This is a genomic window from Streptomyces sp. NPDC030245, assembly GCF_055572995.1.
Map to the genome: position 1 here is coordinate 313,037 of NZ_JBVICF010000006.1, position 15,184 is coordinate 328,220.

The 15,184-nt window shown below is 73.6% G+C and carries 16 protein-coding genes; 7 read left to right on the forward strand and 9 right to left on the reverse strand.

Annotated features, from left to right (window positions below; all coding sequences use genetic code 11):
- Window positions 1-379 precede the first annotated feature (379 nt).
- Window positions 380-1,111 (reverse strand): VIT1/CCC1 transporter family protein, encoded by a 732-nt coding sequence (locus ACZ4Z4_RS18880; RefSeq protein WP_468328214.1) that lies wholly within the window; start codon window positions 1,109-1,111, stop codon window positions 380-382.
- A gap of 264 nt (window positions 1,112-1,375) precedes the next feature.
- Between ACZ4Z4_RS18880 and ACZ4Z4_RS18885 the strand changes: the two genes are divergently transcribed.
- Genes ACZ4Z4_RS18885 through ACZ4Z4_RS18915 form a run of 7 tightly spaced genes read left to right on the forward strand, consistent with a single transcriptional unit; the run spans window position 1,376 to window position 9,066 of the window.
- Complete coding sequence (locus tag ACZ4Z4_RS18885) at window positions 1,376-2,389, forward strand: ADP-ribosylglycohydrolase family protein (RefSeq protein ID WP_468328216.1); 1,014 nt, start codon at window positions 1,376-1,378, stop codon at window positions 2,387-2,389.
- Window positions 2,386-3,630, forward strand: coding sequence for an ADP-ribosylglycohydrolase family protein (locus ACZ4Z4_RS18890; protein WP_468328218.1), 1,245 nt, complete (start codon window positions 2,386-2,388; stop codon window positions 3,628-3,630). The genes ACZ4Z4_RS18885 and ACZ4Z4_RS18890 overlap by 4 nt, the downstream gene beginning before the upstream one ends.
- Window positions 3,614-4,789 (forward strand): ADP-ribosylglycohydrolase family protein, encoded by a 1,176-nt coding sequence (locus ACZ4Z4_RS18895; protein ID WP_468328481.1) that lies wholly within the window; start codon window positions 3,614-3,616, stop codon window positions 4,787-4,789. Before ACZ4Z4_RS18890 ends, ACZ4Z4_RS18895 begins: the two co-directional genes overlap by 17 nt.
- Window positions 4,786-6,129, forward strand: a complete 1,344-nt coding sequence (locus ACZ4Z4_RS18900) for an ADP-ribosylglycohydrolase family protein (RefSeq protein WP_468328220.1) — start codon at window positions 4,786-4,788, stop codon at window positions 6,127-6,129. The genes ACZ4Z4_RS18895 and ACZ4Z4_RS18900 overlap by 4 nt, the downstream gene beginning before the upstream one ends.
- Window positions 6,126-7,046 carry a ribokinase gene (rbsK, locus tag ACZ4Z4_RS18905; RefSeq protein ID WP_468328222.1) on the forward strand — a complete coding sequence of 307 codons (921 nt, stop codon included), beginning with the start codon at window positions 6,126-6,128 and terminating at the stop codon, window positions 7,044-7,046. The genes ACZ4Z4_RS18900 and rbsK overlap by 4 nt, the downstream gene beginning before the upstream one ends.
- Window positions 7,043-8,230, forward strand: a complete 1,188-nt coding sequence (locus ACZ4Z4_RS18910; RefSeq protein WP_468328224.1) for a CaiB/BaiF CoA transferase family protein — start codon at window positions 7,043-7,045, stop codon at window positions 8,228-8,230. The genes rbsK and ACZ4Z4_RS18910 overlap by 4 nt, the downstream gene beginning before the upstream one ends.
- Entirely contained in the window at window positions 8,227-9,066 is an 840-nt protein-coding gene (locus ACZ4Z4_RS18915) for an HpcH/HpaI aldolase/citrate lyase family protein (RefSeq protein WP_468328226.1), read from the forward strand. Before ACZ4Z4_RS18910 ends, ACZ4Z4_RS18915 begins: the two co-directional genes overlap by 4 nt.
- Before the next feature lie 22 nt (window positions 9,067-9,088).
- Here the strand turns inward: ACZ4Z4_RS18915 and lgt are convergent, their stop codons facing one another.
- From lgt to ACZ4Z4_RS18955, 8 genes are all read right to left on the reverse strand, one after another.
- On the reverse strand, window positions 9,089-10,069 hold the full coding sequence (gene lgt, locus ACZ4Z4_RS18920; RefSeq protein ID WP_468328228.1) for a prolipoprotein diacylglyceryl transferase: 981 nt from the start codon (window positions 10,067-10,069) through the stop codon (window positions 9,089-9,091).
- An 88-nt stretch (window positions 10,070-10,157) separates the two neighbouring features.
- Window positions 10,158-10,937, reverse strand: a complete 780-nt coding sequence (locus ACZ4Z4_RS18925) for a DsbA family protein (RefSeq protein ID WP_468328230.1) — start codon at window positions 10,935-10,937, stop codon at window positions 10,158-10,160.
- A gap of 63 nt (window positions 10,938-11,000) precedes the next feature.
- Window positions 11,001-11,816: a tryptophan synthase subunit alpha gene (gene trpA / locus ACZ4Z4_RS18930; protein ID WP_468328232.1), complete on the reverse strand. Its 816-nt coding sequence runs from the start codon at window positions 11,814-11,816 to the stop codon at window positions 11,001-11,003.
- Complete coding sequence (gene trpB / locus ACZ4Z4_RS18935; RefSeq protein WP_468328234.1) at window positions 11,813-13,099, reverse strand: tryptophan synthase subunit beta; 1,287 nt, start codon at window positions 13,097-13,099, stop codon at window positions 11,813-11,815. The genes trpA and trpB overlap by 4 nt, the downstream gene beginning before the upstream one ends.
- Before the next feature lie 135 nt (window positions 13,100-13,234).
- Entirely contained in the window at window positions 13,235-13,396 is a 162-nt protein-coding gene (trpM, locus tag ACZ4Z4_RS18940) for a tryptophan biosynthesis modulator TrpM (RefSeq protein ID WP_468328236.1), read from the reverse strand.
- A gap of 8 nt (window positions 13,397-13,404) precedes the next feature.
- A complete protein-coding gene (gene trpC / locus ACZ4Z4_RS18945; protein WP_385936228.1) occupies window positions 13,405-14,214 on the reverse strand; it encodes an indole-3-glycerol phosphate synthase TrpC in 810 nt (269 codons plus the stop codon).
- 140 nt (window positions 14,215-14,354) lie between these two features.
- Window positions 14,355-14,780, reverse strand: a complete 426-nt coding sequence (locus tag ACZ4Z4_RS18950; protein WP_468328238.1) for a DUF2752 domain-containing protein — start codon at window positions 14,778-14,780, stop codon at window positions 14,355-14,357.
- 100 nt (window positions 14,781-14,880) lie between these two features.
- Window positions 14,881-15,105: an HGxxPAAW family protein gene (locus ACZ4Z4_RS18955; protein WP_468328240.1), complete on the reverse strand. Its 225-nt coding sequence runs from the start codon at window positions 15,103-15,105 to the stop codon at window positions 14,881-14,883.
- Between the last annotated feature and the right edge of the window lie 79 nt (window positions 15,106-15,184).

Sequence of the window (15,184 nt, forward strand, 5' to 3'; positions counted from 1 at the left end):
GCGGGGCGACCGTCCATGGGCGACCAGGCGTGGGTACGCATCGGCACTCCCGTCGTCGTCGAGGCAACTACATGTGGCGAGGGACGACGTTGGCCCTGGCAAAATTTCGTGCAGATTACATGATGGAACGCTTCTCGGAAAGCGGATAGCTCATTCCACCATGTGGACACCGCTCGCGGAGGTGTGGAGCGGTTCGGAGGGGTACCCGCTCGGTTCGGAGGGGACCCTCGGGACCTTTGCGGACAGATCCATGACCCAAGGTCCGTAACGACACAGGCCTCATTGCCCGCAGCGCTTACGGCTCATGCCCAGTGGTCACGGGGTCGAAACCGCCGAGTAACGGCTACTTATGCAGGGTCCTGCATAGACCTGCAACGGCTCATCCTACGGCGGTACCGAACAAGCTGCCCAGGGCGTACGTCACACCGGCCGCCGCTCCACCGAGCGCGAGCTGCCGCAGACCGCTGAACCACCAGGACCTCGCGGTCACCTTGGCCACCACCGCGCCACAGGCGAAGAGCCCGACGAGCGCGAGCAGCAGGGCGGGCCACAGCACGGTGGCGCCGAGCAGATACGGCAGTACGGGGAGCAGGGCGCCCAGCGCGAAGGAGCCGAAGGACGAGACCGCGGCGACGGTCGGCGAGGGCAGGTCGCCCGGGTCGATGCCGAGCTCCTCGCGGGCGTGGATCTCCAGGGCCTGCTCGGGGTCCTTGGACAGCTGCCGGGCGACCTCGCGGGCCAGCTCGGGCTCGACGCCGCGCGACGCGTACAGCTCGGCGAGCTCCTTCTCCTCGTCCGCCGGGTGCTTGCGCAGCTCGCGCCGCTCGACGTCCAGCTCGGCCTCCACCAGCTCGCGCTGGGAGGCCACGGAGGTGTACTCACCGGCCGCCATGGAGAAGGCGCCGGCGGCGAGCCCCGCCAGGCCGGTGATGACGATGGTCTCCCGCGAGACGGCGCCGCCCGCGACACCGGTCATCAGGGCGAGGTTGGAGACGAGTCCGTCCATCGCTCCGAAGACCGCCGGACGCAGCCAGCCACCGTTCACGTCGCGGTGGGTGTGGTTGTCGCGGTGCGCCTCGTGCAGAGTCGCTTCGGTCTCGATGATCGCCATGGTGTGGAGCCCCCTCGTACGTGCTTGGACGATCTCGAAAGTACGCGCGAAAAATGTCTCCCGCCAGCAAGGAAGGCCGTACTTACCTGCGAAAACGCGCTCTTCGAATGCCCCTCCGGGAAGGCGGCGAAGGAGTGATCTGAGCCCGCACATGCTCGTGTGAGCACCCCGCGTGGCAGAGATGCACCAAGCAACCGCATCCAGCGGTTCACGCTCCGTCCGTGGTCCGCGCGCAGCCGACGGTCCGCACAAGGGAGGCACGGCATGGCGTCCACCGCATGCGTTCCCTCGGTCCCGGCGCCCGGCGACGCCGACGACCTCCGCGAGCGGGCGCGCGGCGCCCTGCTCGGCCTCGCGGTCGGCGACGCGCTCGGCGCCCCCGCCGAGAACATGAAACCGTCCGAGATCCGCCGCCGCTGGGGCCGCATCACGGGATACGTCGCCGAACACCCGGCCGGCACCGACGACACCGAGTACGCGATCTTCTCCGGGCTCCTGCTCGCCCGGCACGGCTCCGCGCTGACGGTCGCCCACGTCGAGACGGCCTGGCACCAGTGGATCGCCGACCTCGACGAGGGCCCGTTCCGGGGCGCGGGCTTCAGCGAGCGCGGCACCCTGGAGAACCTGCGCAGGGGCCTCGCCGCCCCCATCTCCGCCCAGCACCGGCACGCGTGGAGCGACGGCCTCGCGATGCGGGCCGCGCCCTTCGGCGTCTTCGCGGCGGGCCGCCCGGACGAGGCGGCCCGCCTCGTCGCGATCGACGGCTCCGTCAGCCACGACGGCGAGGGCATCCACGGCGGCCGCGCGGTGGCGGCGGGCGTCGCGGCGGCCATGGCGGGAGCGCGCGTGGACGCCGTCGTGACGGCGGCGCTCTCCGTCATCCCGGACGACAGCTGGACGGCCCGCTCCCTGCGCCGCGCGGTGGCGGCCGCGCACCGCGGCGAGCGGGCGGTCCGCTCGGCGGTGGTCATCGGCGGCTACCCCTGGACGGACCTCGCGCCGGAGGCGGTGGGCCTGGCCTTCGGCGCGTACGCGGCGGCCCGCGGCGACTTCCGCTGCGCGGTGCTCTCGGCGGTGAACATGGGCCGTGACGCCGACACGACGGCGGCGGTCGCGGGCGCCCTCGCGGGCGCGACGTGCGGCGCCGCGGCGATCCCCCACCCATGGTCCACAGCAATCGGCCCGGCCCGCGGCACGTGCCTCCCCTCGATCCGGGGCCACCACGTACTGGACGTGGCAGACCTGCTGACTGCGGATGATGGGGTGGCCGGGTCATGACCACTGTGGGCAATCGTGCCGCAGGGCGGCACGGGTGGGCACAGCCCCCGGGGCCGGGCAAGCACAACGGAGGCGCCAACCGAAGCAAGGCACCCCCCGCCGAAGCGCTCCTGCTGGGCCTCGCGGCAGGCGACGCCGCAGGCTGGCCTGCCGCAAGACACCGCGCCGCCCGCATGCCCGAGTGGACACGACGCCTCACCCGCGAACTGGACACCTTCGCCGAGCAGAACGCCACGACCACCCTCCCCGTCCCCATCGCCCTGAACCAGTCCCCGGAACCCCTGCGCCTCGGCCCCTCGGACGACGCCGAATGGGCGGCCTTCACCGCGGAGTCCCTGCTCCGCGCCGCGGACGGCACCCTCAGCGCCGACCTGAGCCCGGACCGCCGCGTGCGCGCGGCGCTCGACCTCTCCTGGAACACCCTCGCCGCCGAGATCGCCGCCGCGGCGGCCCGCGCCCCCGAGGTCGAGTCCGCCGTCCTCCCGCTGCGCGCCCGCATCTCCGTCCGCGCGGGCCTCGGCAACCTCGCCGCGGGCCTGCGCCCGCCCGCCACCGGCCACGACAACCCGCACTACTTCGACGACGCGGCCTGCGTACGCGCCTGCGTGCTCGCCCTGATCCACCCCGGCGACCCCGAACGGGCCGCCGCCCTCGCGGAGTTCGACGCCCGCTACACCCAGGACGGCGACGGCACGCACGGCGCCCGCGCGATGGCCGCCGCGGTCTCCGCCGCGCTCGCGGGGGCCGCCGTCGACACCGCGGTGGAGTGCGCGCTCGACCAGCTCCCGGAGCACACGGAGATCGGCCGGAACGCCCGGCACGCCGTGAAGACGGCCCGCGCCCAGGCGGACGACGGCGCCTTCGCCCTCGTACCGCTCCTGGAGCACCAGATCGTCGACCACGTCTACAGCTACGGCATCGCCGCGGCCGAGACCGTGCCCGTCGCCCTCGCCCTGGCCACCGCCGCCCGCGGCCGCATCGCGGAGGCGGTGCCCGCCGCGGCGTGCCTGTCGCGCGTCGCGGACTCGGCACCGGCGCTCGCCGGGGCGCTGACCGGCGTCCTCGGCACGGCGGCCGCGATCCCCGCGGCCTGGCGGGACACCTGCCGCACCCTCTCGGGCTGCGCGCTGCCCCGCCTCGCGGGCACCGACCTGGTGGAACTCGCCGGTCACCTGGCAGACACGGAACTGGCCACTCCAGGTGGACAATTCCGACATGACGACCATGACGCCACGCCCTGAGACGCCACGAACCGAGCTGTCCCTGTCCGACCGCATCGCGGGGAGCCTCGTCGGAGCCGCGGTCGGCGACGCGCTCGGCGGGCCCGTCGAGGGGTACGCGCCCGAACAGATCACCGAGCGGCACGGGGGTCGCGTATCCGGCATCGTCGGCCCCTGGCACGGCGACGACTGGCGCACGGCCCGCCCCGTCGCGCCGTACCACAAGGGCGACGGGCACGTCACCGACGACACCCTCATGACCCACGCGCTCGTCCGCGTCTACGCGACGGTCCGCGACCACCTCGACGCGTACGCCGTCGCCGACCACCTGGTCCCCGACCTGATGACCACCCCGCGCTGGATCCCCGAGCTGGAGGCCGAAGCCCTCCCCCTGCACCGGATCTTCCTCGCCGAGAAGTGGCTCGTCACCCGCCTCCACTACGGCCACGTCGACCCGCGCGAGGCCGGCGCCGGGAACATCGTGAACTGCGGCGCGGCGATGTACATGGCGCCGGTCGGCCTGGTCAACGCGGCCGACCCGCGGGCCGCGTACGCCGAGGCCCTCGACATCGCGGGCGCCCACCAGTCCTCGTACGGCAGGGAGGCGGCGGGGGTCTTCGCGGCGGCCGTGGCGGCGGCCTGCGCACCCGGCGCCACGGCGGACTCCGTCGTCGGAGCGTGTCTGTCCCTGGCGAAGGACGGGACGCGCGCGGCGATCGAGGCGGTGGCCGAAGTCGCCGCGCGCCACCGGGACTTCGAGTCGGCCCTGGCCCCGATCCGGGCCGCCGTCGCCCCCTTCGACACGGTCGGCCCCGACTACCGCACCCCCTCCCTCGGCGCCCGCCGCCCCTCCCGCCTGCACTCCGTCGAGGAGCTCCCCGTCGCCCTCGGCATGCTCCTGGTCGGCGAGGCCGACTACCGCCGCACCGTGCTCGGTTCGGTCAACTACGGCCGCGACTGCGACTCCATCGCGACGATGAGCGGCGCGATCGTGGGCGCGCTGCGCGGCGAGGAGGCGGTCCCCGCCGACTGGGCCAAGCGGGTCGCCGAGGCCAGCCGCCTCGACCTGCACGCCCCTGCGGCGGCGCTCACGGCGGTGGCCGAGGAGGTCTTCGCCCGGGACGTCCGGCGCCGCCGCGCCCACGAGTCCGCGTTCGCGGCCCTGACGGCCGACCGGTGATCCGCCTGACGTGGGTCCAGCCGGAGGACCTGATCGGCCACGAGCTCCGCCAGGCGGAAGAGGAGGGCCGCGACGTTACGGCGGTACGCGACCGCTGGCTCGCGTCGGGCGGCCACCTGGCCCCGCCCCGCGCGGGCGCGTCCCCCTCCCCGGCCCCGCCCCACCTGCGCGCCCTGGCGGAACAGCTCCTGGACGAACTGACCGGCACGTCGGCGCCGCTCCCGTCGCGCCCCCGGTGCCGGGTGGCATGCACCGAGGCGCCTGCCCCGCCGGAGCTGCGCCACCGCCTCCACGCCGCCTGGCTGGGCCGCGCCGCGGGCTGCCTCCTCGGCAAACCGGTGGAGAAGCTCCCCCTGGACGGCATCCGGAGCCTCGCCCGGGCAGCGGGCAACTGGCCCCTGCACACCTGGTTCACCGAACGAGGCGTCCCGCCCGGACTCAGGGCCACGTACCCCTGGAACAAGCGTTCCGCGCCGACCTCCCTCGCCGAGAACATCGACGGCATGCCCGAGGACGACGACCTCAACTACCCCCTCCTGAACCTGCTCCTCCTCCAGCGCCACGGCAAGGACTTCACCACCGAGGACGTGGCACGGCTCTGGCTCGACGAGCTCCCCGCGGGCCGCACCTTCACCGCCGAGCGCGTCGCCTACCGCAACCTCCTCCAGGGCATCGAACCCCCGCACACCGCCACCCACCGCAACCCGTTCCGCGAGTGGATCGGCGCCCTGATCCGCGCCGACGTGCACGGCTGGACCAACCCCGGGGACCCCGACGCGGCCGCCGAACAGGCCCGCAGGGACGCGGCCCTGACCCATACGGCGAACGGCGTGCACGGCGCCGAGTTCGCTGCGGCCACCATCGCCGCGGCGGCGGGCGGCACCGCCGACGTCCACACCTGTCTGCGGGCCGGCCTGTCCGCCGTGCCGGAAGCTTCGCGGCTGGCCGCCGCGGTCCGGGCCGCGATTCAACTGGCGCACAGCACACGGGACTTCGACGAGGTCGTCGACCACCTCCACGCGCGGTACGCCACCCACCACTGGGTCCACGTCATCCCCAACGCCGCCCTCCTCGCCGCCGCCCTCACCCATGCCGACGGCGACTTCACCGGCTCCATCACCCGCGCCGTCTCCGGCGGCTGGGACACCGACTCCAACGGTGCCACCGCCGGATCGGTCGCGGGCCTGCTCGCCGGCCACCCCGACGCGCTGCCCGACCGCTGGACGGCGCCCCTCAAGAACCGGCTCGCCACCTCCGTGGGCGACTTCGACGGCACCGGCTTCGACACCCTCGCAGACCTCACCACCGCACTCACCGCCCGGGAGGCACCCCGCCCATGAGTCCCACGCCCCACATCGTCGTCCTCGGCAGCGCCAACATGGACCTCGTCGCGTACGTCGCCGAGGCGCCGCGGCGCGGCGAGACCGTGACCGGCCGCGAGTTCCGCACCGCGCCCGGCGGCAAGGGCGCCAACCAGGCCGTCGCGGCGGCCCGCGCGGGCGCCACCGTCTCCCTGATCGGCGCGGTCGGCACCGACGCCCACGGCAGCGCGATCCGCTCCTGCCTGGAGCACTCCGGCGTCGACACGGACCTCCTGCGCACCGTCGAGACGCCCACCGGCACCGCGCACATCGTCGTCGACGACGAGGGCGGCAACGCCATCGTCGTGATCCCCGGCGCCAACGGCACCGTCACCGCGCTCGGCCCCGGCGACGAGAGCCTGATCGCCTCCGCCGACGCCCTGCTGCTCCAGCTGGAGGTACCCCTGGAAGGGGTGCTCGCCGGCGCGCGGGCCGCCCGGCGCCACGGGGTCCGCACCGTCCTCACCCCCGCCCCCGCCCAGCCCCTGCCTCCCGAACTCCTCGCCGCCACCGACCTGTTGCTGCCCAACGAACACGAGGCCGCCGCCCTCACCGGCATCGCCGACGACCCGCCGGCCGCCGCAAAGTCCCTGCTCTCCCAGGTGCCCGAGGTCGTCATCACCCTCGGCTCGCGCGGCAGCCTGTACGCGGCCCGCGGCACCGAACCGGTCACGGTCCCCGCCCAACAGGTCACGGCGGTCGACACCACCGGCGCGGGCGACACCTTCGCGGGCGCCCTCACCGTGGCGCTCGCCGAGGGCAACTCCGTGCCGGACGCGCTGCGTTGGGCGTCGTCCGCGGCGGCGCTCGCCGTGCAGCGCCCGGGAGCTTCGACATCCATGCCGTACCGCAAGGAGATCGACAGCGCCGCCGGACAGGCGGGCGCCGCGTCATGACCGCTCCCCTCACCGGCCTGCGCGTCCTCGACCTCGCCACCCTCTTCGCGGGCCCCCTCGCCGCCACGATGCTCGGCGACTTCGGCGCCGAGGTCATCAAGGTCGAGCACCCCTCGCGCCCCGACCCGTCCCGCGGCCACGGCCCCTCGAAGGACGGGGTCGGCCTGTGGTGGAAGCTGCTCGGCCGCAACAAGCGCACGATGACCCTCGACCTGTCGACGCCGGGCGGGCGCGAGACCCTGCTGCGCCTCGCCGCCACCGCCGACGTGATCGTCGAGAACTTCCGCCCCGGCACCCTGGAGAAGTGGGACCTGGGCTGGCCGGAGCTGCACGCCGCCAATCCCCGCCTGGTCCTGACCCGCGTCACCGGCTTCGGCCAGTTCGGACCGTACTCCCGCCGCCCCGGCTTCGGCACCCTCGCCGAGGCGATGAGCGGCTTCGCCGCGATGACCGGGGAGCCGGACGGACCGCCGACCCTGCCGCCGTTCGGCCTCGCCGACTCCATCGCGGGCCTGGCGACGGCGTACGCGGTACTGACGGCGCTCGCGGCCCGCGACCGCACGGGCGAGGGCCAGGTCGTCGACATGGCGATCATCGAACCGATCCTCACGGTCCTCGGCCCCCAGCCGCTCTGGTACGACCAGCTGGGCCACGTACAGCCCCGCACCGGCAACCGCTCCACCAACAACGCGCCGCGCAACACCTACCGCACGGCGGACGGCGGCTGGGTCGCCGTCTCCACCTCCGCCCAGTCGGTCGCGGAGCGCCTGATGCGCCTGGTCGGCCGCCCCGACCTGATCGCGGAGCCGTGGTTCGCCACCGGCGCGGACCGGGCACGCCACGCCGATGTCCTCGACGAGGCGGTCGGCGGCTGGATCGCCCGGCACACCCGCGCCGAGGTGATCGAGGCGTTCGAGAAGGCGCAGGCCGCGGTCGCCCCCGTCCAGGACGTACGCGACGTCATGACCGACCCCCAGTACGCGGCCCTCTCCACGCTCACCACGGTCGACGACCCGGAGCTCGGCCCGCTGCGCATGCAGAACATCCTCTTCCGGCTCTCCGCGACCCCCGGCGCGATCCACTGGGCGGGCCGCCCGCACGGCGCCGACACGGACGCGGTCCTCACCGAACTCGGCCTGACCGAACGCGAGATCACCACCCTGCGCAAGGAGGGCGCGCTGTGACCGTCCACTCGCCACTGACCTGGCTGTACGTTCCCGGGGACCGGCCCGAGGTGGTCGCCAAGGCCCTTCACGCGGGCGCCGACGCGGTGATCGTCGACCTGGAGGACGCGGTCGCCCCCGACCGCAAGGAGTACGCGAGAGCGGCGACGGCCGAACTGCTCGCCGAGCCCCGGCCCTCCCCCGTCCCCGTCCACGTCCGCGTGAACGCCCTGGACGGCCCGCTCGCCGAGGCCGACCTCCGCGCCCTCGCCCCGCTGCCCGGCCTGGCGGGCCTGCGCCTGCCCAAGGTCACGTCGCGCGCCGAGGTCATCCGCGTCGCCGAGCGGGCGGTGCCCGCCGACGGCGGCGCGCTCGCCCTGCATGCGCTCGTCGAGTCGGCGCTCGGCCTGGAGCACGCCTACTCCATCGCCACCGCACACCCGGCCCTGCGCGGCATCTCCCTCGGCGAGGCCGACCTGCGCGCGGACCTCGGGGTGCGCGAGGAGACGGGCCTCGACTGGGCGCGCTCCCGGGTGGTGGTGGCGGCGCGGGCGGCGGGTCTGGCCCCGCCCGCCCAGTCGGTCCACCCGGACATCCGTGACCTGGAAGGGCTCGCCGCCTCCTGCGCCCGGGGCCGCGCCCTCGGCTTCCTCGGCCGCGCGGCGATCCACCCCCGCCAGCTCCCGGTCATCGAGCGGGCCTACCTTCCCACCCGGGAGGAGATCGAGCGGGCGGAGGAGATCACCAAGGCGGCCGCCACGGACGAGGGCGCCCTCGCGCTGCCGGACGGCCGCTTCGTGGACAAGGCGGTGGTGGAGGGCGCGCGGCGCGTCCTGGCGCTGGCCCACCGGACGTGACCGCCCACGCGCAGGAGGAGTGTCAGCTCTTCGGCTCGGCCGAGGACTTCGCCCCGTCGGTGTCCTCGGCAGCCTTGGCGTCCTTGGTGTCCGCGGAGTCCTTGGAGCCGTCCTTGGAGTCCTTGGTGTCCGCACCCTTGGTGAGCTTCGCGGCGTCACCGGCACCGGCACCCTCGACCTCGTCGGCGGCGCCCGGCTCGACGACCTCCTCGCGTCCGGGGCGGGTCTTCGCCGACACCACGAGGTAGGCGACCGCCAGGAGGAAGACCACGATGGCGGTCCACACGTTCAGCCGGAGGCCGAGCACGTGGTGCGCGTCGTCGACCCGCATGTACTCGATCCAGCCGCGCCCGGCGCAGTACGAGGCGACGTACAGCGCGAAGGCCCGGCCGTGGCCGAGCTTGAAGCGGCGGTCGGCCCAGATGACCAGGACGGCGACGCCGATGCACCACAGCGACTCGTACAGGAAGGTGGGGTGGTAGGTGCCGGGGACCCGGCCGTCCTCGGCGGAGGTGATCTTCAGCGCCCAGGGCACGTCCGTGGACTTGCCGTACAGCTCCTGGTTGAACCAGTTGCCCCAGCGGCCGATGGCCTGCGCGAGGGCGATGCCGGGGGCCAGCGCGTCGGCCCAGGCCGGCAGCGGAATGCCCCGGCGGCGGCAGCCGATCCAGGCGCCGACGGCACCGAGCGCGATCGCGCCCCAGATGCCGAGTCCGCCCTCCCAGATCTTGAAGGCGTCCACCCAGTCACGGCCGTCGCTGAAGTACAGCTGGTAGTCCGTGATCACGTGGTACAGACGCCCGCCGACGAGGCCGAACGGCACGGCCCACACGGCGATGTCGGCCACGGTGCCTGACCGGCCCCCGCGAGCGATCCACCGCTTGTTGCCGAGCCAGACGGCTACGAAGACGCCGATGATGATGCAGAACGCGTAGCCGCGCAACGGGATGGGTCCTAGTTCGACCACACCGCGCGACGGACTGGGAATGAAGGCAAGGTCCATGACACGACCGACGCTACCGTGCCGGGCGTCGGGGGCGGCAACCGGTCCGGCTACGGGTGCATAACAGGAGCGCCGCCGCCCCCGGCCGTCACGAGCGGTTCGCCTCCGCCACGAGCTGCTTCAGCTTCCGGGGCGTCAGGGGCTTCTGCGGGTCCCCGACGATGTCCTTGCCGTTGAGCCGCACGGTGGGCGTGCCGCGCAGCTTCGCGTCCTGGAAGGCCTTGTTGGACTTGTCGACCCAGCTGTCGTGCGTGCCGTCCTCGACGCACTTCTTGAAGGAGTCGGTGACCAGTCCGTCGACCTCGCCGGCGAGCTCGATCAGTCGGCTGTTCTTGCCGAACGCGTCGTCGGGCTCCGGGGGCTGGTTCTTGAAGAGCACGTCGTGGTACGGCGTGAACTTGCCGGCGTCCTGGGCGCACGCCGCGGCGTTCGCCGAGCGGCGGGAGCCGCTGCCGCCCATGTTCCCGTCGATGAGGGTGGCCAGGTGGTACTCGGCCTTGAGCTGTCCCTTCTCGGCGAGCTCGTGGATCGTCGAGCGGAAGCCGTCCTCGAACTGCTTGCAGGCCGGGCAGCGGAAGTCCTCCCAGATGGTGAGGGTCGACTTGGCGCTGTCCTTGCCGACGGGGATCATCGGGCCGTCCTTGTCGCCCGCCCCCTTGGGCGCGACCACCGGGCCCGCCGCGTCGCTCTTGTCGTCGCCCGCCTGGGCGGCGAGCAGGCCCACCACGGCGGCGAGGCCGAGGACACCGACCACCGCGGCGCTCACGATCAGCGCTCTGCGCCGCTTGTCGCGGGCCTTCTGCCGCTCTCGCTCTGCCGCCATCCGCTCGCGGGCCGATCGCTTTTCCTCACGGTTCTTCTCGCTCACACCCCGCCAAACGAACCGGGGAGGCGCGAGCGCGCCTCCCCGGTCCAGGTCCACCCGTACGAGTTACGCCGTGCCGCGGACCCCGTCGGCGAGCTCACCGGCGAGGGCGCGCACGGCGGCCAGGCCCGCGGCCTCGTCGGGCGCGTCGAGGAGCCGCTGCACGAAGGCGGAGCCGACGATCACTCCGTCGGCGAAGCCCGCGACCTCGGCGGCCTGCCGGGCGTTGGAGACGCCGAGGCCGACGCAGACCGGCAGGCCGGTGGTGGCCTTGGTGCGCCGCACCAGGTCCTGCGCCTGCTCGCCGACGGACTCGCGGGTGCCGGTGACGCCCATCAGGGAGGCCGCGTAGACGAAGCCGGAGCCCGCCGCGGTGATTGTGGCGAGCCGCTCGTCCTTGCTGCTCGGCGCGACGACGAAGACCGTCGCCAGGTCGTGCTTGGCGGCGTGCTCCCGCCACAGCGCCGACTCCTGGACGGGCAGGTCGGGCAGGATGCAGCCGGCGCCGCCCGCCTCGGCGAGCTCGGCGGTGAAGCGCTCCACGCCGTAGCGGTCGATCGGGTTCCAGTACGTCATGACGAGCACCGGCTTGCCGGTCGCCTCGTGGGCCTCGCGGACGGTGCGCAGGACGTCGCGGATCTTGAGGCCGCCGCGCAGCGCGATGTCGTCGGCGGTCTGGATGACCGGGCCGTCGAGCACCGGGTCGGAGTGCGGCAGGCCGACCTCGACGACGTCCGCGCCGCCCTCGAAGACGGCCTTGACGGCCGCGATGCCGCCGTCGACGGTGGGGAAGCCCGCGGGCAGGTAGGCGATGAGGGCGGAGCGGCCCTCGGCCTTCGCGGCCGCGAGGGTCTCGTCCAGCAGTCTTACGTTGCCGCTCACTTGGCGTCCCCCTCGATCTCCGCGCCGGTGCCGGGCTCGTCGGCCTCGACGGTGGCGTCCGTGTCGTACAGGCCGAAGTAACGCGCGGCCGTGTCCATGTCCTTGTCGCCGCGCCCCGAGAGGTTGACGACGATCAGCCCGTCCCCGCCGAGCTCCTTGCCGACTTCGAGCGCCCCGGCGAGCGCGTGGGCGCTCTCGATGGCCGGGATGATGCCCTCGGTCCTGGAGAGCAGCCGCAGGGCCTGCATGGCCGCGTCGTCGGTGACCGCGCGGTACTCGCCGCGGCCGCTGTCCTTGAGGTAGGCGTGCTCGGGGCCGATGCCGGGGTAGTCGAGGCCCGCCGAGATCGAGTAGGGCTCGGTGATCTGGCCCTCCTCGTCCTGGAGGACGTAGGAGCGCGAGCCGTGCAGGATGCCCGGCTCGCCCGCGGTCAGGGTGGCTGCGTGCTCGCCGGTCTCGACGCCGTGTCCCGCGGGCTCGCAACCGATGAGGCGCACGTCCGTGTCCGGGATGAAGGCGTGGAAGAGGCCGATGGCGTTGGAGCCGCCGCCGACGCAGGCGACGGCGGCGTCGGGCAGCCGCCCGGCGCGCTCCAGGAGCTGGCGGCGGGCCTCGACGCCGATGACGCGGTGGAAGTCGCGGACCATGGCGGGGAAGGGGTGCGGTCCCGCGACGGTCCCGAAGAGGTAGTGGGTCCTGTCCACGTTCGCCACCCAGTCGCGGAACGCCTCGTTGATGGCGTCCTTCAGGGTGCGGCTGCCGGACTTCACGGCGACGACCTCGGCGCCGAGCATCCGCATGCGGGCCACGTTCAGGGCCTGGCGCTCGGTGTCGATCTCGCCCATGTAGATGGTGCATTCGAGGCCGAAGAGCGCGCAGGCGGTGGCCGTGGCGACGCCGTGCTGTCCCGCGCCGGTCTCGGCGATGACGCGCGTCTTGCCCATGCGCTTGGTGAGCAGGGCCTGCCCGAGCACATTGTTGATCTTGTGCGAGCCGGTGTGGTTCAGGTCCTCGCGCTTGAGGAAGACGCGGGCGCCGCCGGCGTGTTCCGCGAAGCGGGGCACCTCCGTGAGGCTGCTGGGCCTGCCCGTGTAGTGGACGAGCAGGTCGTCGAGCTCGCGGGCGAACTCCGGGTCGCTCTTCGCCTTGTCGTACTCGACGGCGACCTCGTCCACGGCGGCGACGAGGGCCTCCGGGATGAACTTTCCGCCGAAGGCGCCGAAGTACCCTTCGGCGCTGGGGACGTGACCCTCCGGGTCGGGGATGAAGTACTCGCTGGACATGCGGAAACCTCGCAATGGCTGACGTTGGCGTGTGGCATGAGATCGCCCAGTCGCCGTAGCTGGAACAGGTTCCGTCGCGACCATCGCCCGGCGTGGGCTGGTCGCGCAGTTCCCCGCGCCCCTGAAGGGGCGCCCTCAGCTCGGTCGGCGCACAGGGCGCCGTCGCCATCGCATGCCGGGGATCTGGCCCGGCTCCGAGCCGATGTGGTACCGCACCCGCCTGCCCCGCACGCGCCGCGCGGGCGCCCGGCAGCCGCGGGGGCGGCAGCCGGGTGCGAGGCGGGCGGAGATCGACATGGGGAGGGTCAGCTCCGTCCGTGCCGGAGCGCCGGGTGCGTGCCCGCGGCGACCAGGTCGGAGACGGCGCCCTTGGGGTCGCGGCCGGTCACCAGGGACTCGCCGACCAGCACCGCGTCGGCGCCCGCGTTGGCGAAGGCGATCAGGTCGTGCGGTCCGCGCACACCGGACTCGGCGATCTTGACGACGCCGTCCGGCAGCTCGGGGGCGACCCGCTCGAAGGTGGAGCGGTCGACCTTGAGGGTCTTGAGGTCGCGGTTGTTGACCCCGATGACGCGGGCGCCCGCGTCGACGGCGCGCTCCGCCTCGTCCTCGTCGTGCACCTCGACGATCGGCGTGAGGCCGATCGATTCGGCACGCTCGATCAGGGACTCCAGGGCGGGCTGCTCCAGGGCGGCCACGATCAGGAGCGCGAGGTCGGCGCCGTACGCCCGGGCCTCCCACAGCTGGTACGAGGTGACGATGAAGTCCTTGCGGAGCACCGGGATGTCGACCTTGGCGCGGACGGCCTCCAGGTCGGCGAGCGAGCCGCCGAAGCGGCGCTCCTCGGTGAGCACGGAGATGACGGCCGCGCCGCCCGCCTCGTAGTCGGCGGCGAGGCCCGCCGGGTCGGCGATCGCGGCGAGCGCGCCCTTGGAGGGGCTGGAGCGCTTCACCTCGCAGATGACCTTGACGCCGTCGCCGCGCAGGGCCGCCGCGCCGTCCTTGGCCGCGGGAGCCTTGGCCGCACGCTCCTTGAGCTCGTCGAGGCTGACGCGTGCCTGCCGCTCCGCGAGGTCGGCACGGACTCCGTCGATGATCTCGTCGAGCACACTCACGCGAGCGGCCCCCTTCCCTGACGGTTGAGCTGACGTTCAAGCTGGTCACTGCGATGGTATCCGCAGGAGGGCGAAGGCCTCGCATCCGGTTGACAGCCGTCCCACGACCTGGACATTCACCACCCGTCCGGCCTGCACGTTCAGGGATGCAGCCAGGACCCGAACGGCAGATTGCGCACGACGGTGAAGAGCGCGACCAGGACGCCCACGCCCCACAGCTGGAGCGGCCCCCACTCGATCCGCACCGGCCGCCCGCGCAGGATCCTGATCACCCACGCGGTCCACACCACGGCGAAGACGGCGTATCCGGCGACGGCGAGCGCGTTGGCGCCGAGGGCCGCCGCGAGATCGCCGTGGACGAAGGCGTGCGCGCTGCGCAGGCCGCCGCAGCCCGGGCAGTAGATGCCGGTGAGGCGCAGCAGCGGGCAGGCGGGGTAGTGGCCGGGTTCGTTCGGGTCGACGGCGCCGACGTACGCGAAGGCACCGGCGACCGAGGCGAGCACACCGGCCGGCACGAGCAAGCGGGTCAGGACGGCGGGGGCGGCGCTCTCCGGTTCGGCGGTCACCCGTGCATTATGCGGAAGAGGCGGCCCCGGCACCTGCCGGACCGCCTCTTGTCGCACAGCTCGTACGGCTCGTACAGCTCGTATGTCCCGTACGGCGAGGTCAGCTCTTGGCGCCCGCGGCCTGACGGTGCGGACGCTTCTCCTGGCCCATGCCCATGAGGCGCATGACGCCGCCCACGAGGCCACCGAGGACGACGATGGCCATACCGGCCCAGAAGCCGGGCACGTTGGCCATCACCATGAAGGCGCCCGCGACGCAGAAACCGACGAAGGCGATGATGACACCGGTCCAGGCAGCCGGGGTGTGTCCGTGGCTGTGCGCCATGAAAGTGCTCCTTGTTGCTGTGTGCGGCGGTCGCTGGGGAGCCCGCCGTGCTGCGGACGCTCGCTGGCATTGTCCCGTA